This is a genomic window from Undibacterium parvum (assembly GCF_003955735.1).
Taxonomy (GTDB): Bacteria; Pseudomonadota; Gammaproteobacteria; order Burkholderiales; family Burkholderiaceae_D; genus Undibacterium; species Undibacterium parvum.
This window is the reverse complement of record NZ_CP034464.1, coordinates 4,269,312-4,288,042: the sequence shown is the minus strand read 5'-3', so window position 1 is coordinate 4,288,042 and position 18,731 is coordinate 4,269,312. Positions and strand designations below refer to the sequence as shown.

Below are 18,731 nucleotides of genomic sequence, written 5' to 3'. Positions count from 1 at the left end.
GAGCTGGGAATACCGCCGCACTCACCTGACTAGCTGGCGCACAATGTGCGCCAATTTCTCTACCGCGATCTCTATCTGCTCTGGCGCAATCTGTGCGTAACCCAGTACCAGTCCATTAAAAACAGGCGCTGCATGCGACAGCGCATGCAGGCTCAGCGGATGCACCACAATGCCCTGCTGCAAGGCTTGCGCGCAAACGAGCGTATCGGGTGCGCGCGCATCGAGTATTAATGCCAGATGCATGCCAGCCGAACCGCCACAAACCACGCCCAGATCGCCCAGATGCAGGCTCAAAGCAGCGGACAACACATCGCGCCTGTGCCGGTACAGGCGCCGCATCTTGCGCAAATGCGCAGCGAACTGCCCACTCTGGATAAACTCGGCCAAGGCCAGTTGATCGCAAGCGCGTCCGCGCGGCACGGCGTGCGCCAGCGCGCGCGTGAGTGCGGCCACCAGATGTTTTGGCACCACCATAAAGCCGATCCGCAATGCCGGAAACATGGTCTTGCTAAAGGTGCCCAGATACAGCACCGGGGCGTCCGCCACCAAGCCCTGCATGGCCGCCAGCGGCGGGCCATCATGACGGAACTCGCTATCGTAATCATCCTCGATAATCAAGGCGCCAGCGGCCAGTGCATGGTTAATCAATTGCATGCGCCGGCTCAGACTAAGCACACTCCCGAGCGGATATTGGTGTGAAGGCGTGACGTAGATCAGCTTGGGTCTGTGCTGCACAATATCGATCTCATCGGGAGCCAGCCCTTGTTCATCGAGACTCACAGCATGCACCTGTAATTGCGCCGCATGAAACGCGGTAAGCGCGCCTTTATAGCCGGGGTTTTCCATCCAGACGATGTCGCCAACATCGGCAAACAGGCGCGCACACAGGTCCAGACTACTTTGCGTGCCATCCGTAATGAACACTTGATCGGCTTCGCACAAGACCCCGCGCGAAGCGCGAAGATGATCGGCAATTGCCACCCGCAAACGCAGCTCGCCGGCCGCCTCGCCGTAATTTAGCTGGGCCACCGAACAACTGCGCCAGGCCCGGTCGAGCAAACGGCGCCAGCTAGCCTGCGGAAAATCGGCCAGCGCAGGCACCCCCGGTGCAAAAGCGCTCGTCAAAGCAGCGTCTGGCAACACTGCATCTACGGTATTTTTTGATGCGCCAGAATCCAGAGCTGCGCCTTCTTGACTCTGCACCTGGAGCTGAGCCTGATTGTGCGTGTGAGACTGATTTTGCGCCCGGCGTGACAGGCGCGCCTGCGCTAACGGCAATACATCCTGAGCCGCATCTGACTCGCCAGCCCTCACGCTCAACTGCCCGCTCAACTGCACGCTTAACCGCACGCTTAACCGCACGTTCGACTTCAAATCCACCACCACCGTGCCTTGTCTATCCGAGCTCACATAGCCCTCGGTCGCCAATTGTTCGTAGGCGTATAGCACGGTATTACGCGCCAAACCCAATTCGCTGGCCAATTGACGCGTTCCCAGCAAACGCAAGCCTGCATGCAGCGTCCCCTTGCGAATCGCAGAACGCAGACATTCGTGTAAAAGACGTTGGCGCGGGCCAGTCAGTTGCGGATATTGTGTGAGGAAATTTTGATATAACAGCGGATAATCCATGCGTGGCTCTATTTTTTTATGTGGTCTTGGATCTTTTTTAAGATCCAGCAATCGATTATATTGCAGTTTAATTCACCACTTACAAAAATATCCCATGACTACTAGCAGCACGCCTATCGACCACAGCACAACGGCCAAGCAGAGCGCCAGCGCGCCCAGCGAACGCAGCCGGGTACGCCGTCTGCCGGCACAGGCCGATTACCAACGTAGCACTTTGCATGCCATCATCGATGCCGCCTATCTGTGCCACATCGCCTTTCATGACGACAACGGCAGCCATTGCATCCCGACCGCTTGCTGGCGCACCGGCGAATACCTGTACATTCATGGTTCCAACGGTGGCCGCCTGCTGAAATTACTCGCCTGCGGCACCCAGGCTTGCGTAGGCATTACTTTGCTAGACGGCTTAGTATTGGCGCGCTCGGCCTTTAATCACAGCATGAACTACCGCTCGGCGGTCATCTATGGGCAATTTGAGCGCGTGGAGGCCGACGTCGACAAGCGCGCCGCCATGGATGCCCTGATGGACAGAATCATGCCCGGCCGCAAACTGGAAGCCCGCCCCGGCAACGACAAGGAATTCGCCGCCACCACGGTGATGCGCATCTCGCTAGACGAGGCCGCCGCCAAAACCCGCAGCGGCAACGTCGTCGACGACGCAGAGGACATGGATATCCCCATCTGGGCCGGCATCTTACCGCTGGTAGAAACACGGATGCCAGCGCTACCCGACCCAGCCATGAACATCCCGGCACCCGACTACGTCAGTAACTGGAGCAAGGGCAGCCAGTTAGCATAATTGAGAGTGGGATGCGCGGCAAAACCTACGCCGCAGGCAGATACAAATTGGCATGCCGCCAGCGCGCATATCCCATGCGGGCTACAGGCCGGTATGCTTGAAGAAGCGCATGGAATATGCGCGCTGGCGGGGGGGCTCTCAATTTATTCAAAGCCCCCTCCATTAGGCCCACTCGCCTAATTCTTGCCGGGCAACATCCGTTTCAGTGTGTCGTCCTTGACGATAAAGTGATGGTATAAAGCGCCCAGCACATGAATACCGACCAGGAAGTAAATCACATTACCCATGGTTTCATGGATTTCTTTGATATTGCCTTTTAACGCAGGATCGGGTGCTACCAGGTGCGGCAAGATCCAGCCCAAAAACTCTACTTCCTTGCCGGCGGCCTGATAAAACACCACGCCGCTCATCGGCAGGGCAAACATCAACAGATACAGCAAGCCATGCACCGCATGCGCGCTGGCCGTTTGCCAGCGTGGCCCGGGAATAGCAGGCGGTGCTCTAAAACTCAATCGCGCCACAACCCGGACGATGACAAACAACAATACCAGCTGGCCCACCAGCATATGCCAGATTTTTAAGCTATCGCGCAGCGGCGTACCTTTAGGTATATCCTCCCGCACTTCTATCATCGCCAAGGCCAAGGCGATCAGGACAAACATGATCCAATGCAGAGACTTTGAGACTGTGTGATAAGAATTTTTTTGCATGCGATCACCCGTCTTTGAGAAAGTTTTGTTAATTATAATTTATGAGCTTGCGGATAAAATTGATACACATTAAAGAAAGCACATGCTTTAGCGCGATGCCCGGACTTGCTGTTCAATTCAACTTCTGTATCAACAGCACTAATTACCGTCCAGCTCACCCCAGCGCCAGCTCATGCCCCAGGAATAAAAGGCAACAAACATCATGACATCTAAAAATCCACCCAAGACCAGATAGGCCAGCGGCAAATACAGCAAAGAGAGTTCGCTTAAGAGATAGCCATGAAACAGGTACTGCATAGGAAAGGCCAGTAAAAAATATCCTAGAATGATTAAAGTGAGTGCAATTTTTTGCAAAATATGGAAATTAAACACATAGTAAGTGAAGCCTAAAATCCAGGGTATCAAAAATAAAAAGAATAGCCCCATCACCAGACCATTGCCCAAATAACTGGGTAAATCATAAGGAAAAGTACTTGGGGAAAAATAGAAATAGGCGAGCGCCGTGGATTGAATTAACAGGCAAGCGCGCAGTATATAAGTGAGCGGTAAAAATCGATCGGGCGGAATAAAATAGGTCAACAAAAAAATCAAAGCACTTACGATCAGGCTAAGCCACCAATTAAAACTACTCGGTGCCCCGGCTGAGAAATCAGGGAAAGGCATTGCCAATAAATAGCGCCCCAAATCGATAGGATATTCCAGAACCTGATGATGAGGCGCGATCTGCCTTAGCCAAAAATCAAACAGCGCATGCCAACTCTGGAGAATAAGATCTAAGGAAGCAAACACCAAAAAATTAAAAAACAATGGCAACAGCAAGGCCAAAATAAGATTTGATTTTTGCAGGCGAATAGAAAATATCGCCCTATGCATTTGTATCGATGTGCCACCAAAACCGCGGAAACGCAGGTCTTGAATTTTATTTTGGAGTAACTTATAGGCGTCCATTAAAACTCCTGAAACACAGATACTTCTACGCCATTGCGACTGTAGTTGGGATTTTTATAGGCTTCCAGACGCAACTGCACCCCTTGCTTTGGACGCAACCATTTGCGCCATGTCAGGGTATACACGTCACTCGCGAAATTAGAAATTTGCACATTGGTCCCCAGGGTTTGATAGGCTTCGGTGCCGAAACCGTAACGTAAGGAGACTATGCTTTCCTGATCTCGTCCGTAAGTAAGTGCGGCGTACTTACCGGTAGACGCGACCCCACCGGGGTTACTTTGATTAAAGCGTATGCCGCCCTCTAGCACCCATGGCTCACTGAAGTGGTAAGCCCCAGAGAGCATCACGCTTAAATCGCGATGTTCATCTTTTGCCTGAACCACACCAAGCGCCACGCTAGTGACTAGATTTTTGCCATCCAACCAGATACGGTTGATCGCACTATCGAGTTTCAACTGCGACAAAAAAAATCCGCCACGACTGCTGGCGATGCTATTCGTGGTATACCAATTTTCATTGATATCGTAGGTATTTCCTAAGACCAGCAAAGTTCCACTGTCACCAAATTGGCTAGAAGCGAGTATCTCCAATTGCCAGGCAGTATCGACTGCAGAGCGTAGAAAACCACGCACAAATTGACCATTCCAATTTGGATAATTTTGGGTCAACTGATGTTGCATCACCCCTAATTCCAGGTAGCCACTCATTCGAAATACCGCTAGAGGCGCAACTGCGGCTGCCAACTCTTCCGGCGCAACTGGCTCCGCTACTGGCTGCTCTGGCTGCTCTGACTCGGCTATTTCGACGACTTCACTAGCGACTACCTCTGCCGCAACTTGCGGACTCATTTTTAGCGACAAAGCAAGCCGTTCTTCGGCCTGAATCGGGGCATGCGCCAACAGCAGTACGAGGCTGGCAAAAACAGACTTATGCATGTTTATTCAGCGCGAGTATGTCGCGTATGCGGGCGGCAGCGAAACCGTCACCAAATGGATTCTTAGCGCCACACATAGCGCTATGCGCCGAGCTATCATGCAGCAGTCGCCGTACTTGATTGACGATCACCTCTTGTTCGGTGCCTATCAAAATGCCGCCACCTGACTCGATTAACTCAGGGCGTTCGGTAGTTTCGCGCAAGATCATCACTGGTAACTGCATGCAGGCAGATTCTTCTTGTATGCCACCCGAGTCGGTCAGCACTAGCCAGGCTTGTTTGAGTAGTTTCACCAAACTTGGATAGCTCAGCGGCTTAGTCAAATACAGGCGTTTGGCGTGTTGCGGTGCTAAATCTTTCAATACTTCATGCACAGTGTCACGCACTTTGGGATTGCTATGAACTGGCCACACTACCACGATATCTTCCTCACTCTGTAGTAGCTCACGTACCGAAGCGGCAATCGATAGTAGCGGTGCGCCTAGATTCTCACGGCGATGCGCTGTCACCAGGATCAAACGCCGATTCAGGGATTGCGCAGCCAGAGTCTTCAAGGCGCCATGCTCTAATTCACTGCCTTGTTCTACCGATTCCTTAAATTGCGTATCACTCAGACGCACCGCATCGACGATGGTGTTGCCGACTTTATGGATGCGACTTTCAGGAATATTTTCTAGCATCAAATTATGCTTAGCTTGCTCAGTAGGCGCGAAATGCCAGCGCGCTAAACGCCCTATCATTTCTCGATTTTTTTCTTCAGGGAAGGGATCGTAATCTTGATGTGAACGCAGACCAGCCTCAACATGACCGACTGGAATTTGCTGATAAAACGCTGCCAAAGCAGCCATCGCGGCGCTAGAAGTATCACCATGCACCAGCACGACGGTGGGTTGTATTTCCAGCAAAGCACGGCCAATTTGTTCCAGCAAAAGAGCCGACAAATGAAATAATTTATCCGAAGTACGTGGTAAGTGCAGACTAAAATCGGGCACGATTTTAAAAAATCCATACATAGGATCGGCCATGTCTTGATGCTGACCGGTATGCAGCAGCAGGGTTTCTATATTGCAGGCTTTCAGTTCATGATAAATCGGCGCCATCTTAATAATCTCTGGACGCGTACCCATGCACAATAAAATTTTCTGATGAATCATGAAGTTTTCCTCTTTAATAAAAGCGTAATATGGCGCCCCTCACCGGCCACGAAATACCATTCGTCAGCATGCTCAAGGATACTGCCTTGCCCCTGCTCTAACACCGGCTTGGCGTATCTTAACTTGGGGAATTTCCAGGTTAAGGTCTTTAAATTTTCCGGATGATCGGCGACTAAACTCTCGCGCTCAGAGGTGCGTTGTATATGCCAAATTGTGCGCTCGCGCAGATTTAAAAAATCGGCGATTTGGGTCATGCTGTACCACTGGAAGCTACCTTGATCGAGCAATGCTTGCGTACGGGCGAACCACTGTTTGACCGCTTTGGGGTAGAGCAAAATACCAGGAGGATGCGAGTAAAACATGCGTACAGTCGCATTACGTGCCGTGAAATCACTAAATCCCAGCAACCACTCCGCCATCTCGGCTTCAGAAATATCGTGCTTGGCGGCTTCTTCAAAGGAAGCGACATCACCAAACGTGAGTACCGGAAATGACCAGATATGCTGATTTAACAATCGCCCTTCACGGTAGCTGCGGGTGGCTGACATACCACTATTACCTGTGAAATAATAGGCAACAAAACCCTGCGACTCTAACCAATTAGTCACCCATTTCGGCTGCACACCCAAAGGCGCGGAGTATTCGCGCACCGGTGAGCCATTGGCGGCACTCACAGACTGATGGTTCTTTTCTAAAAACGGTAAAAAGCTACTCTCATTCTCGTCAGTGATATTTAAACCAAAGTAATCATGGATCCAACCGCCATGATTTCCTAAGGCATCACCGCGTTGTTTAAATACCTTTACCCACTCTTGCATGGTCTTGTTTTGACTCAGATTTAAACCCAGACCATCGCCTTCTTCGCGGGTATCTGGCCCAGCTGTAAAATGTATAGAGAATGGGCCTTGTTTCAACAGCCCCATTTGTTGAATTTTTTCTATAGGTAAGACCGCTGCATTTGAATCGACATGCCAGTTAAAAATCAAGCCACCACGCCCATTCGGAACTGCCGACAGACTAGGGACACCGACAATTTCAGCAGCAAAATATTGTAAAAAACCATGCAATAGTAAGCCATCCGTTTGCCCCTTGAGATAGCCTAAGGGCAGATTTACGAATAAAACCCCACCCTGGCCAGCCTCGCGGTATCCGGCCACCAAATCACCAGAGGTACTCGATAGCAGACGTTTACCGGCGTAGGCACCACGCGTGACGAAACTAGAATAACTAAGCGGTCCGTATTCATAACCGGCGATTACTTTAGGTTGCTGCAAAGACGTATCCGCAGTTGCCTTGAGATAAGGAATAAATTTACCCGGTGGCACGCCCAGGCGCAGCAGATCTTCAGTCTGACCTAGCACATTGCCCAAAGTGATAGTGCGGTCGTGCAATTGATCGTAAAGTGCATACTCCACCCCTACCAGCTTGGACAGCGGTGCTCGATTCGGATAGTAAGCGCCCTGTTGGTTTTGGGTGGCGGCATCAAAGGACAAGAATAATTTCCCGCCATTTTCAGTGAAATTAATCAGGCCTTGGCTCAGTGCTGCGCTGGCTTTTGGCGCAACCTTATCCGGTAAAATCAGGCCTTGATACGGGAATTTTTTCCAGGGTGTAGAAGGACGCAAAAACTCTGAGGTATGTATCACGTCGAGCAAGATACCCTCCTCGCGCGCAGCGTCTATCCAAATCGCAACCAAGTCATCCGATGCCTTTACTTCGTCAGGTAATAATAGGGCGATACTCGCCTTGACTGGCACAGTGGCGGGCCGCTGCCAGACCTGATACAGCCAGATGCTCAGGCCGAATAACAACATCAGGCCCAAGGCTTTGAGCGCATTCAAAAAAGATCCGGCTGCCATCATTGATTCCCGCTTAAGGCTTGAAAAATAGCTTCTTCCAAGACATTCCAGCGTTCGCCATGGCGCAATGGCAAAGCCCGTTCCACCCAGAGTCTGGCAGTATCCTGCGCCTCATTTTTTTCTGCGGCGAGCGCGATCAAACCCCAGGGAAAGTGATCTTTTTCATGCGCCAACCATGCCACCTGATGCTCGCCCAACCATTTACTGAGCGTGTGCTGTCCGGATTTTTTGGCATCCATCTGGCCTACCCGCATACCGAATAAGGGCGCGAACACTTGCCCTACCTGCTCCGGGTAAAAACGACTGGCTTCCGGTGCTTGGGTAGAAATGCGGAAATCACCTTGCCGAGAAGGCCGAAATACTTTTTGTATTGCCAGCTCCAACTGCTTGGCTTGCAAAGCAGATTTTTGCGCCAATTGATGTAGGCCCAGGCGCTTTTGCTGCTCTGCTGTGCTACGCAAGGCGGCGTAAATTTCTATGTTATCCATCAACAAGCCGACTCTATTGCTACGAGAGATCACATAGATACCGCGGCTTTTATCGTAAATCAAAGCCAACTGACTACGTGCCGACAGCACACTTTTCTTCCACTCTGGCGGCAAGCCTTGATTTGGCGCCATCAGATACAAAAGCTCTATCCACATCGCCAGCAGGGCATCATCCGCATCGGCATCGGCACAAGCGCGCCATACTGCCAACTCTGGCAAGGCATGCTGGGCGGAGTCTTGCGGAGCTGAGGCTTGCGGCGCTAACTCTTGTTCAAGGCAATAACGTTTAAACAGGCCATTCGCCTCCTGTCGTGGCAATTGCCAAGCGATATAAGCGAGGGCAGCATGTTCTATATCCATGCCTACACTATGGGCCGACAATAAGGCACGAATCGCAAAATATGGATCGATAAATTGGCCCTGATGAGCCAGAGTTATTGCACCGTTTTCAAGTTGGTATCCAGTGTTTTTCAACTCTAGCGAACGCGTCTGTGCACTCGCAGGGATGGCGCTGAGCAGGCTAGCAAGCAGCATGAGAATAATTTTCATAGTATTGTTTATTTTTTTAGGGTGGGCGCAGCGACATAACCCATTTCGCGCGCCCACACCGCACCGTGAGCGATCACGCCATACGCAATACGTATTATGGGAGCCGTGATCGTGGTGAGTTGCGCAGCCGCCCCGATCACCGTGCCTGTGCCTATATGCACGGTTTTCTCACCGATGACTGGGCCTTTAATGCGGCAAGACTGACCTATGTAAATAGTGCCCTCAGCCACCACAGCGCCCTCAATCACACAGCAATCATCCAGATGCAAATCACCAGAACTCTTAAGACTACCGACAATATGGCAATGTGCCTCTATCCGCAAATCCATTTGCGCCACCAGACTGCCTTGATGCTGAGTATTTCTGCTGACCGTATAATCCCCCTTGGCCAGCCAGCGATTGGCCGTATCATCGAGAATTTTGCTACTCATGCTTAATTTACTTTTGGCGGCCTTATTTTCTAGTACCATTTCTAGCGCAACACTAGTGGCCAAACCCTGAGCTTCACTCGCTGAGCCGTCACCAAAATAGATGACCGGTGCGTGCATACGACCAAAACGTGTGTCTGCGCCCAAATTAATTTTCTTTTCAGCTGAAATCCGTCCGTATATTTTTGCGCCTAGTCCCAGTTGTATACTTTGCTGGCTATGCACCCAGCGTATCAGCGAGCATTGATCGCCAAGCCGTATATCACCATCGGCCAAGATGGCGCGAAAAGAAAGTTTATTAGTGCCGATGACGTCTTGCCGGCTATACACTTCTTTTTCAAAGAACATGCCGTCGGGGACTTTAAACCCACTTTTGGCAATGATAATTTGCTGAGTTTGCCGACTCGATAATTCTGCAGCAGAAAATAGCGCGATCCCATCTGCCCCGACAATTTGGAATGGACTGCCATCTTGCAACTTGTACTGCAAAGCCATATTGGTGACTACCGTAGTATCCAAAAACTGGGCGAACTGCTGCTCTACAAAGTGCCGAAAAGTCTGGGCAAAATAGTTAATGTTGCCGTCATATTCTCTGACCACTTTGAGTGGCGTTGCATCTTTTTTTAGCCATAACTCCAGCAAGGCTGGCAATAAAGGCAGGCTAAACAAGAGAAACACACAAAGAAAAAATAGGGAGTTCGAATTCATTATTTATCGCCTTAAGGATGGGCGACGATAGGTTTTCGGTAGCGCACGGTTTTATCCCATACCAGGGTGCGTTTTAACAGCGTGTCGAAAACTATTTGATTGAAAGTGGCGCGTGAGATCGCTAACAGGCTAATCAAAAACCCAAAATAATTCAGTGGCATGAGTTTAATCCGGCCGCGACTTCCATCTAAATACACAGCCGCACCAATCTCAAAAAATGCCGCAAAATTACCCAGCGCGCTATACGACATTAAGGCAAACAGGGCCAAAATTCCATTGAGCCAATTATCTGGATTAAAATAAAACAGAGTGATTGCCAGCATCCAGCCAAACAATAAAATCGGCGACATCGCATACACGCCTAAAAGTAAAAAGCCGTCTAGCTTTTCGCCCCAGGAGACTTTTTTACTTCCCAACAATCTGACTGAATATTGTATCGCGGCCTGATTATGGCCTTTCGACCATCGCATAATCTGGCGCACCCGCACGCCCCAGCCTTCTGGCACTTCTTCATAACATTCCGAACGGTTTTGATACACGGTTTTCCAGCCGTCCAGCAAGAGGCGATAGGTCAGATCCGTGTCCTCGGCCAAAGCCTCATCGCGCCAACCACCAACCGCATCTAAGGCCGCGCGTCTGACTCCACCCACGGTGCCACCGTATTGCGGCACCAGATGCAAATTCATACGCGCCTGTTGATCGACTTGATAACCGCCAGAACGCTCCATGTCGAGTAAGCGGGTCAACAAATTACTGCCGGTATTGAGCGGCACCACGCGCCCCATCACTGCACCATTTTCAGGGTCGAAAAATGGCGCTACCAATTGTTTGATCAAGCCACGCCCAGGGACATAATCGGCATCGAAAATAATCAGGATTTCGCTATTCACCAAAGCGGTCGCGTCTTTTAAAGCGGCGGCTTTTCCTGGTTTTCCATCGACCCGATGAAACGGCGTGATGCGACCAGGAAAACGCAGGACAAAATCATCGATAATTTCTTTGGTGCGATCTTTAGAGCGATCATTCATAGGCATGATCTGCAATTTTTCAGGCGGATAATCGACTTCTAAGAGCGCCTGCAAAGAATGCGCAATCACCGCCTCTTCATTGTGTGCAGCGATGAAAATGGTCACACTAGGCCAATCCGCCGTATCGATATCGATATACGGATGACGTTGCTTGCCGAACATGCGATTAAAAGTGAAATAATAATGACGCGCTGTGTACACCAGTATCAACAGCACCACGGCCCACAACAAATACAACATAGTGCGTATGGCGTAATCAGAAATACTGGCAGTGTTCGAGTGCGCATTATTTTCTATATCGAGCAAGACCAAGGCCTCGGCGCTGGCCGGTTTTTCTCGTAAGGCGGAACCCGAAGAAAATTGATCGAAATGCTCGGCCAAGTGATCATTCAACCAGACATGCAGCGCAAATGGTTTACCGAGAATCGCGACGTCAGGGAAGCTATCAACAATGTCATTTTCCACGCCAGCAGTCTTACCATCACCGGCTTGCGCAAAACATGTGCTAGTGCAATAAAAACAAGTCACCAAAGCAAAAGTACAGACGAGAAAAAAACGGCTAAAGTGCCTATTAGTATTTATATAATTGATCATCATAGTAGGTTAAATTTCGCGAACGAAACAAACCAGAAGTAAATTCACCCCCGACGAAAGACAGCGCATAGTCAATAATTGAAAATACTTATCGTCAGTTCATCGTAGTTGGGGATAGTAGTGCGCTATTGAACACTAGATGAGTGAGCAAAAGGGCTGCCTAAAACTTGTTACCAATTGTAACATGATTAAAATCAACTAATTATGACATTCACAATACATAACATTCCTTAACATTTACTGCAATGCAATAACGAATTTAAACTACAAGGGTTTTTTGCCTGAATGGCGTTTGAAAGCGCAGTCCGCCAACGCGCATACGCCATATGCTCTGCAGGTCGGCAGGGCTGGCGAGGCGCATAGAATATGCGCCTTGGGCTAGGTGTATTTAGAAATCGAGTTTGGCGTGCTGCCGCTTTGGAAATTACTGGTCTGGCACCATGGCGGTGACTTCAATCTCGACCCTGGCGCGATCTTCGATCAAGCCTGCCACTTGCACCGCCGTCATACTTGGGTAATGAGGCCCTATGAGTTCACGGTAAGCCACACCGATTTGCGGATAGGCTGCCACATATTCTTTTTTGTCTATGACATACCAGGTCATGCGTACGATGTGCTCGGGTCTGGCCTCGGCTTGCGCAAGCACTGCTACAATATTCTGTAAGGCTTGCCGCACTTGCGCCGCGAAATCATCGCTATGAAACTGGCCTTGGCCATCCCAGCCTATCATGCCGCTCAGATACACGCTGCGGCCCTTTGCGACAACGCCATTGGAATAGCCACGCGGTCGAACCCAGTCTGGTGGTTGCAGAAAATCCATGATATCCATCCTTAACTTGTGCTTAAATTGTGTCCTGAACTGCTGCAGTAACTGTTGCAGCCAGCGCCGCATGGTCTTTCAGCATTTCTCTGGCGATGATTAATTGCTGCACTTCGCTGGCGCCTTCATAAATGCGCAGAGCGCGGATCTCACGGTACAGGCGCTCGACTGGCACCTCGCTCATCACGCCCATGCCACCAAACATCTGCAGCGCGGCATCGATCACTTGCTGCGCATTTTCGGTCGCTACCAGTTTCGCCATGGCAGCTTCTTTGGTAACTTTTTTACCTTGATCGCGCTGCCAGGCGGCGCGGTAGGTGAGCAAGGCAGCGCTATCGATGGCGGTTGCCATCTGCGCCAATTTGGCTTGGGTCAGCTGAAAATCAGCCAGGGTCTGGCCAAACATCTTGCGGCTAGTGGCACGCTGCATGGCCTCGGCCAAGGCGCGCCTGGCAAAACCCAACGCCGCTGCCGCGACCGAGGTGCGAAACACGTCCAGCGTCGCCATCGCCACTTTAAAGCCCTGCCCGGCTTCGCCTATGCGTTGAATGACTGGGATGCGGCAATTAGTCAGACGCAAACGTGCCAGAGGGTGTGGCGCCATCAAATGAATACGTTCTGCGATTTCCAGACCGGGGCTAGTCGCATCCACGATAAAAGCCGAAATTCCGCGCGCGCCCGCTGCTTCGCCAGTGCGCGCAAACAGCACGTAAAAGTCAGCGATACCACCATTTGAGATCCAGGTTTTCTCGCCATTCAAAACATAGTGTCCACCCTCGGCACTGTCGACTAGATTGGCACTACATTGCATTGCCGCCACATCTGAGCCAGCCTCTGGCTCAGACAAAGCAAAGGCAGCGATCGCCGCGCCTTGCATGACTTTCGCTAAGTAGTTTTGTTTTTGCAGTTCGCTGCCAAACAGACTAATCGCGCCCGAGCCCAGGCCCTGCATGGCAAAGGCAAAATCAGCCAAGCCTGCGTGCCGTGCCAGGGTTTCGCGTATCAGGCAAATCGCACGGGTGTCGATCTGCTGTTCTGCCGCACCGTAGGCGCGACCGGCGATCGCGTGTTGCAACCAACCGCCAGCGGCCAGTTGCGCTACCAGATCGCGGCAAGCCTGATCGACATCCGCGCCATGCGTTTGCGCTATATGCTCTCTGGCCCAAGCGTCCAGACTCGCTTGCAAGACCCGGTGTTTAGGCTCAAAAAATGGCCACTCAAGGTAGCTGATATCTAGTGTTAGCGCGGGCAAAATTAATCCCCCTCAAATTCTGGATTTTGTTTTGCCACAAAGGCGTGGTAGGCACGATGAAAATCATTGGTCATCATGCAAATCGCTTGCGCTTGTGCCTCGGCCTCGATCGCCTCATCGACGCTCATGCTCCATTCTTGCTGCAGCATTTTTTTGGTCATGCCATGCGCAAAGGTGGGGCCGTCGGCCAGATGTTTGGCATACACCTGGGCGTCAGTACGTACGGCTTCGGGGATACTCAGACGATTGAAAAAGCCCCAGCGTTCGCCCTCTTCGCCCGACATACTGCGTCCGGAAAACAGCAGATCGGCCGCCCTCCCCTGGCCTATCACACGTGGCAGCAAGGCGCAGGCGCCCATGTCGCAGCCGGCCAAGCCCACCCGCGTAAACAAAAATGCGGTTTTACTGCGCAAGGTGCCAAAGCGAATATCTGATGCCAGCGCCAAGATCGCGCCAGCACCGGCACAAATCCCATCGACCGCCGCCACGATAGGCTGCGGGCAAGCGCGCATCGCCTTCACCAGGTCGCCCGTCATGCGGGTAAAACTAAGCAAACCCGGCATATCGAGCTTAGTCAGAGGCCCGATGATTTCATGCACGTCGCCGCCCGAGCAAAAATTATCGCCAGCACCAGCAATCACGATCGCTTTCACATCGTCGGCATACGCCAGACTACGAAACAGATCGCGCAATTCAGCGTAGGAATCGAAGCTCAAGGGGTTCTTGCGTTCAGGCCGATTCAAGACTATCGTTGCCACCGCCTCAGTTACAGAATACGAGAAATGACTAGCAGTATAGGCGCCCAAGCTTTGGCGATTTCCAGGCAGATTCTGCGCTTGTCCGGATAAGTATTTCATGTGATGACTCCTAGGCTGTGATCAGCTTAACGGGGAATATTGGGTTTATTTGCTGCGCGTATTTAATTCATTTATTTAAAACCACTTATTTAAATCCGCTTATTTAAATGTACTTTCATCTGCGCCAAAATCTCAAACAGACTGCTCTTTTGCTCGCTACTGAGGCCGCCGAACATATCGGCGATCCACGCTTCGTGGACTGCTGCCATACGCTGGAAACTGGCATGACCTAGCGCCGTGAGTTTCACGCTATACGCTCGTCTGTCCTTGCTATCGGCCACCCGCACGACCAGTTTTTCTTGCTCTAACTGATCGGTGATGCCGGTGATATTACCGCCCGTGACCATCAAGCGCTGCGACAACTCGCCCATGCGCAAGCCTTGTGGGTGACGCTCTAATTGCGCCATCAAATCAAAACGCGGCAAGGTAATCTCAAACTCATTGCGCAGCCGGGTTCTGACCTCAGTCTCTATCATGGTGCTACAAGAGAGCATACGCAACCACAGTTTAAGTGACTGATGGTGCTGATCGGTCACTCTGCTCTCTACATCATAATTGCTGGCCTTGCTATTCATGGCCGCTCCCAGCGCTGATTGATCCGACCAACCAGAGGCGCCAACATCGGCACATACATCAAAACATACTCCAGTGGGTATATTTTCATCGCCCAATGAATACGTGCGCTATCGACTATGTTTTTCACTATACTCCCCTAAAATCGACAATAGCTAAGCTTAGACATCAGATTTCGCCACCGGCAACCGCAATCGCCTGGCCATTCATCGCCGCCGACTGCGGTAGACACAACCACAGCACGGCATTGGCCACCTCATCGGGCTGCACCAGGCGCTGCTGTGGATTGGCCGCGCCCAACTCAGCCTTCGCCTCTTGCTCACTGCGTCCAGTCTTGGCGACGATGTTTTCCAGCGCCTGTTGCAGCAAGTCAGTCTCGGTATAACCGGGGCAAACCGCGTTCACGGTCACTCCCTTAGTCGCCACTTCTAGCGCCAAGGCGCGCGTCAAACCGATCACGCCATGTTTGGCAGCGCAGTAGGCCGTGACGTAGGCGTAGCCCTTTAATCCGGCGGTACTGACCAGGTTGACGATGCGCCCCCAGCCTGCTTGCAACATCGCCGGCAAGACCGCCTGCGTACAATGAAAACTGCCGGTCAGATTGACAGCTAACATACGCTGCCAAAGCTCGGCATCGGTTTTAAGAAAAGGCGCAGCCGCAGCCTGGCCGGCATTATTGATCAGAATATCGATACTGCCACGCGCCTGCGTTGCGGCGGCCACAGCTAACGCGACGCTGGCGGCATCACTGACATCGAGCTGCACATAGCCCAAGCAGGCATCCGCCTGCACCGCATCTTGTAAGGCCAGCACGGCAGCCTGTAGACTGGCCTCGGTACGGCCTGCGATGGTCACACTAGCCGCTTGCAGCAACAAGCTTTTGGCGATGGCAAGACCTATGCCCTGCGCGCCACCAGTGACCAGCGCATGCTTGCCAACGAGAGCGCCGTGCGAGAGCGCAGTGACAGGGAGAGAATTGATTGGCATGCGCTTTAGCCTTCGAGTAATTTAGCTGCGATTTGCTGCGGTGTCAGCGCACTATTGGCAGCATTGATTTGCCGCTCACGTTGCAGATTTCTTTCCAATTGCTGTTTGCCCGCCAGGTATTGCTGCGGCCACGCAATTTCGCTAAATCCGAGTTTCGCCGCCTCATGCAGTGTCCATGCCGGGTCGGCCAGATGCGGCCGCGCAATCGCACACAGATCGGCACGCCCAGCAGCGATAATGCTGTTGGCGTGATCCGCCTCAAAGATAGAACCGACCGCGATCGTTGCTATCTGCGCCTCGTTGCGGATGCGATCGGCAAACGGGGTCTGGAACATGCGGCCATACACCGGTTGCTCTTGCTTACTGACCTGGCCAGACGAGCAATCTATCATGTCGGCACCCGCATCTTTAAACAGCCTGGCGATCTGCACCGCGTGGTCGGGCGTGATACCGCCCGCGACCCAATCGTGCGCCGAGATTCTGACGCTGATCGGTTTATCGGCCGACCAGACGGCGCGGATCGCCTTAAACACTTGCAGCGGAAAACGGCAGCGATTGTCTAGCGAACCACCATATTCATCCTCACGTTGATTAGTCAGGGGAGAGATAAAGCTTGATAGCAGATAACCATGCGCGCAATGTAGCTCTAACCAGTCAAACCCGGCGAGTGCAGCCGCTTTGGTGGCGCACACAAAATCATTCAGCACCTGATTCAGGTCGGCACGGCTAGCGGCGCGTGCGGTCTGCGATATGCCTGGCAAGTATTGCTGCGGCGAGGCCGAAATCAAAGGCCAATTGCCCTCAGCCAGAGGCTGATCTATGCCTTCGTGGGCTGGGCGGGTCGAGCCCTTGGCACCGGCATGCCCAAGTTGCATCCCTATCTTGGCGTCGGTATGTTGATGCACAAAATCCACGATACGGCGCCAGGCTTGCGTATGCTCGGGGCGATACAGGCCGGGACAGGCCGACGTGATGCGCGCCTCGGCCGAGACGCAAGTCATCTCGGCAAACACCAAGGCAGCGCCGCCCATGGCGCGCGCTCCTAAATGCACTAGATGGTAGTCGCCCACTAGCCCGTCTACGGCCGAATATTGCGCCATGGGCGAAACCACGATACGGTTTTTCAGCAGCACGCCGCGCAACTTAAACGGCGTCAGCATAGGCGGAATCGTGCTCTTGGTGTCGGGCAAAGGCAGGCCAGCATGCGCATAAGCATGCTCGGCTATCCACTGCTCAAAGCTGCGCACATACCCGGGATCGCGCACCCGCAAATTTTCATGCGAGAGGCGTTGGCTGCGCGTCAGCATAGAGTAGGCAAACTGCTGCGCTTGCATTGCGGTGTAACGCCCTACGTTTTCAAACCACTCCATAGAGTTGCGCGCCGCACTTTGAATTTTCAGCACTTCTATGCTGCGTATCTCCTGATACGCGGCTAATACGGCAGGCAAGACGTCAGCTATAGCTGCGCTACCATGCTGCGCAAAGCTGGCGGCCAATTCTATCGCATCTTCCAGCGCCAGTTTAGTGCCCGAGCCTATAGAGAAATGTGCGGTATGGGCAGCGTCGCCCATCAATACTACCGGCACAGCTTTGCCATTGAGCGTATTCGTATGCACCCAATTTTTACAGATAATGCGCGGAAATTTAATCCAACTTAAAGAGCCGCGTTGATGAGCTGCATTACTCATCAAGGCATGGCCATCGAGATATTTAGCGAATAAGTTCTCACAAAATGCCAGGGTTTCAGACTGACTCATTTTATCCAAACCCGCCCTTAACCACACGTCTTCGGGCGTCTCTATGATAAAGGTGGCAGTGTCACCATCATATTGATAGGCATGCGCCTGAAACCAGCCATGCGGCGTTTCTTCAAAGGCAAAGCTAAATGCAGAAAACAATTTTTTGGTGCCTAGCCAAATGAAACGACATTTTCTGGTATCTATGTCTGGCTGAAAACTGCTTTGATAGCGACTGCGTATGCGGCTATTTAAACCATCACTGGCGATCACCAGATCGGCATCATACTGAAGTGCAAGAACTTGATCATCTTCCACTTCAGTCTCAAATACCAGGTTCACACCGAGTTGTTCACAACGCTCTTGCAAAATATTCAGTAGGCGCTTGCGCCCTATGCCGCAAAAACCATGACCACCCGAGCTCACCACCTGGCCTTTAAAATGGACATCAATATCATCCCAATGATTAAAGGCTTGCAAAATTGCACGTGCAGTTGGCGCATCGGCATTGACTAGATTTGCCAAGGTCTGATCAGAAAACACCACGCCCCAACCAAAGGTATCATAAGGTCGATTACGCTCCACCACCGTGATCTGATGCGCTGGGTTTTGCTGCTTCATCAGCAGGCTGAAGTACAACCCGGCGGGACCGCCACCTATACATAAAATATTCATGCT

The 18,731-nt window shown here is 51.8% G+C and carries 16 protein-coding genes; 1 reads left to right on the top strand and 15 read right to left on the bottom strand.

Going from position 1 to position 18,731, the window contains the following annotated elements:
* Window positions 1–21 precede the first annotated feature (21 nt).
* Entirely contained in the window at window positions 22–1,629 is a 1,608-nt protein-coding gene (pdxR, locus tag EJN92_RS18735) for a MocR-like pyridoxine biosynthesis transcription factor PdxR (protein ID WP_227869604.1), read from the bottom strand.
* Window positions 1,630–1,723: 94 nt separating this feature from the next.
* On the opposite strand from pdxR, the gene EJN92_RS18730 reads away from it, so the two are divergent.
* Entirely contained in the window at window positions 1,724–2,428 is a 705-nt protein-coding gene (locus EJN92_RS18730) for a pyridoxamine 5'-phosphate oxidase family protein (RefSeq protein WP_126129216.1), read from the top strand.
* A gap of 176 nt (window positions 2,429–2,604) precedes the next feature.
* On the opposite strand, the gene EJN92_RS18725 is transcribed toward EJN92_RS18730, so the two are convergent.
* The 14 genes from EJN92_RS18725 to EJN92_RS18660 form a co-directional block, all read right to left on the bottom strand.
* A complete protein-coding gene (locus EJN92_RS18725; RefSeq protein ID WP_126129215.1) occupies window positions 2,605–3,138 on the bottom strand; it encodes a cytochrome b in 534 nt (177 codons plus the stop codon).
* Window positions 3,139–3,276: 138 nt separating this feature from the next.
* Window positions 3,277–4,086: a hypothetical protein gene (locus tag EJN92_RS18720; RefSeq protein WP_126129214.1), complete on the bottom strand. Its 810-nt coding sequence runs from the start codon at window positions 4,084–4,086 to the stop codon at window positions 3,277–3,279.
* Window positions 4,086–5,021, bottom strand: coding sequence for a YaiO family outer membrane beta-barrel protein (locus EJN92_RS18715; protein ID WP_126129213.1), 936 nt, complete (start codon window positions 5,019–5,021; stop codon window positions 4,086–4,088). The genes EJN92_RS18720 and EJN92_RS18715 overlap by 1 nt, the downstream gene beginning before the upstream one ends.
* Complete coding sequence (gene wecB, locus EJN92_RS18710; protein WP_126129212.1) at window positions 5,014–6,174, bottom strand: non-hydrolyzing UDP-N-acetylglucosamine 2-epimerase; 1,161 nt, start codon at window positions 6,172–6,174, stop codon at window positions 5,014–5,016. The genes EJN92_RS18715 and wecB overlap by 8 nt, the downstream gene beginning before the upstream one ends.
* Window positions 6,171–8,033: a polysaccharide deacetylase family protein gene (locus tag EJN92_RS18705; protein ID WP_126129211.1), complete on the bottom strand. Its 1,863-nt coding sequence runs from the start codon at window positions 8,031–8,033 to the stop codon at window positions 6,171–6,173. Before EJN92_RS18705 ends, wecB begins: the two co-directional genes overlap by 4 nt.
* A complete protein-coding gene (locus EJN92_RS18700; protein ID WP_126129210.1) occupies window positions 8,033–9,070 on the bottom strand; it encodes a hypothetical protein in 1,038 nt (345 codons plus the stop codon). The genes EJN92_RS18705 and EJN92_RS18700 overlap by 1 nt, the downstream gene beginning before the upstream one ends.
* Window positions 9,071–9,078: 8 nt before the next feature.
* Window positions 9,079–10,206 carry a hypothetical protein gene (locus EJN92_RS18695; protein ID WP_126129209.1) on the bottom strand — a complete coding sequence of 376 codons (1,128 nt, stop codon included), beginning with the start codon at window positions 10,204–10,206 and terminating at the stop codon, window positions 9,079–9,081.
* Window positions 10,207–10,217: 11 nt separating this feature from the next.
* Window positions 10,218–11,474 carry a glycosyltransferase family 2 protein gene (locus EJN92_RS18690; RefSeq protein ID WP_126130017.1) on the bottom strand — a complete coding sequence of 419 codons (1,257 nt, stop codon included), beginning with the start codon at window positions 11,472–11,474 and terminating at the stop codon, window positions 10,218–10,220.
* Between the two features lie 778 nt (window positions 11,475–12,252).
* Window positions 12,253–12,648 carry a RidA family protein gene (locus EJN92_RS18685; protein WP_126129208.1) on the bottom strand — a complete coding sequence of 132 codons (396 nt, stop codon included), beginning with the start codon at window positions 12,646–12,648 and terminating at the stop codon, window positions 12,253–12,255.
* Window positions 12,649–12,670: 22 nt separating this feature from the next.
* Window positions 12,671–13,900 carry an acyl-CoA dehydrogenase family protein gene (locus tag EJN92_RS18680; RefSeq protein WP_126129207.1) on the bottom strand — a complete coding sequence of 410 codons (1,230 nt, stop codon included), beginning with the start codon at window positions 13,898–13,900 and terminating at the stop codon, window positions 12,671–12,673.
* Window positions 13,901–13,902: 2 nt separating this feature from the next.
* The gene (locus EJN92_RS18675) at window positions 13,903–14,757 is read right to left on the bottom strand and encodes an enoyl-CoA hydratase family protein (RefSeq protein WP_126129206.1); all 855 of its coding nucleotides are present in this window, start codon (window positions 14,755–14,757) and stop codon (window positions 13,903–13,905) included.
* Window positions 14,758–14,846: 89 nt separating this feature from the next.
* The gene (locus EJN92_RS18670) at window positions 14,847–15,332 is read right to left on the bottom strand and encodes a MarR family winged helix-turn-helix transcriptional regulator (protein WP_126129205.1); all 486 of its coding nucleotides are present in this window, start codon (window positions 15,330–15,332) and stop codon (window positions 14,847–14,849) included.
* 166 nt (window positions 15,333–15,498) lie between these two features.
* Window positions 15,499–16,317 carry an SDR family NAD(P)-dependent oxidoreductase gene (locus EJN92_RS18665; protein ID WP_126129204.1) on the bottom strand — a complete coding sequence of 273 codons (819 nt, stop codon included), beginning with the start codon at window positions 16,315–16,317 and terminating at the stop codon, window positions 15,499–15,501.
* Window positions 16,318–16,322: 5 nt separating this feature from the next.
* Window positions 16,323–18,728, bottom strand: coding sequence for a bifunctional salicylyl-CoA 5-hydroxylase/oxidoreductase (locus tag EJN92_RS18660; RefSeq protein ID WP_126129203.1), 2,406 nt, complete (start codon window positions 18,726–18,728; stop codon window positions 16,323–16,325).
* Window positions 18,729–18,731: the final 3 nt, after the last annotated feature.

What these genes read in the sequence shown, in the direction of transcription:
- pdxR (WP_227869604.1), bottom strand. Translation starts at nt 1,629, where the DNA reads ATGGATTATCCGCTGTTATATCAAAATTTCCTCACACAATATCCGCAA.
- EJN92_RS18730 (WP_126129216.1), top strand. Translation starts at nt 1,724, where the DNA reads ATGACTACTAGCAGCACGCCTATCGACCACAGCACAACGGCCAAGCAG.
- EJN92_RS18725 (WP_126129215.1), bottom strand. Translation starts at nt 3,138, where the DNA reads ATGCAAAAAAATTCTTATCACACAGTCTCAAAGTCTCTGCATTGGATC.
- EJN92_RS18720 (WP_126129214.1), bottom strand. Translation starts at nt 4,086, where the DNA reads ATGGACGCCTATAAGTTACTCCAAAATAAAATTCAAGACCTGCGTTTC.
- EJN92_RS18715 (WP_126129213.1), bottom strand. Translation starts at nt 5,021, where the DNA reads ATGCATAAGTCTGTTTTTGCCAGCCTCGTACTGCTGTTGGCGCATGCC.
- wecB (WP_126129212.1), bottom strand. Translation starts at nt 6,174, where the DNA reads ATGATTCATCAGAAAATTTTATTGTGCATGGGTACGCGTCCAGAGATT.
- EJN92_RS18705 (WP_126129211.1), bottom strand. Translation starts at nt 8,033, where the DNA reads ATGGCAGCCGGATCTTTTTTGAATGCGCTCAAAGCCTTGGGCCTGATG.
- EJN92_RS18700 (WP_126129210.1), bottom strand. Translation starts at nt 9,070, where the DNA reads ATGAAAATTATTCTCATGCTGCTTGCTAGCCTGCTCAGCGCCATCCCT.
- EJN92_RS18695 (WP_126129209.1), bottom strand. Translation starts at nt 10,206, where the DNA reads ATGAATTCGAACTCCCTATTTTTTCTTTGTGTGTTTCTCTTGTTTAGC.
- EJN92_RS18690 (WP_126130017.1), bottom strand. Translation starts at nt 11,474, where the DNA reads ATGTTGTATTTGTTGTGGGCCGTGGTGCTGTTGATACTGGTGTACACA.
- EJN92_RS18685 (WP_126129208.1), bottom strand. Translation starts at nt 12,648, where the DNA reads ATGGATTTTCTGCAACCACCAGACTGGGTTCGACCGCGTGGCTATTCC.
- EJN92_RS18675 (WP_126129206.1), bottom strand. Translation starts at nt 14,757, where the DNA reads ATGAAATACTTATCCGGACAAGCGCAGAATCTGCCTGGAAATCGCCAA.
- EJN92_RS18670 (WP_126129205.1), bottom strand. Translation starts at nt 15,332, where the DNA reads ATGAATAGCAAGGCCAGCAATTATGATGTAGAGAGCAGAGTGACCGAT.
- EJN92_RS18665 (WP_126129204.1), bottom strand. Translation starts at nt 16,317, where the DNA reads ATGCCAATCAATTCTCTCCCTGTCACTGCGCTCTCGCACGGCGCTCTC.
- EJN92_RS18660 (WP_126129203.1), bottom strand. Translation starts at nt 18,728, where the DNA reads ATGAATATTTTATGTATAGGTGGCGGTCCCGCCGGGTTGTACTTCAGC.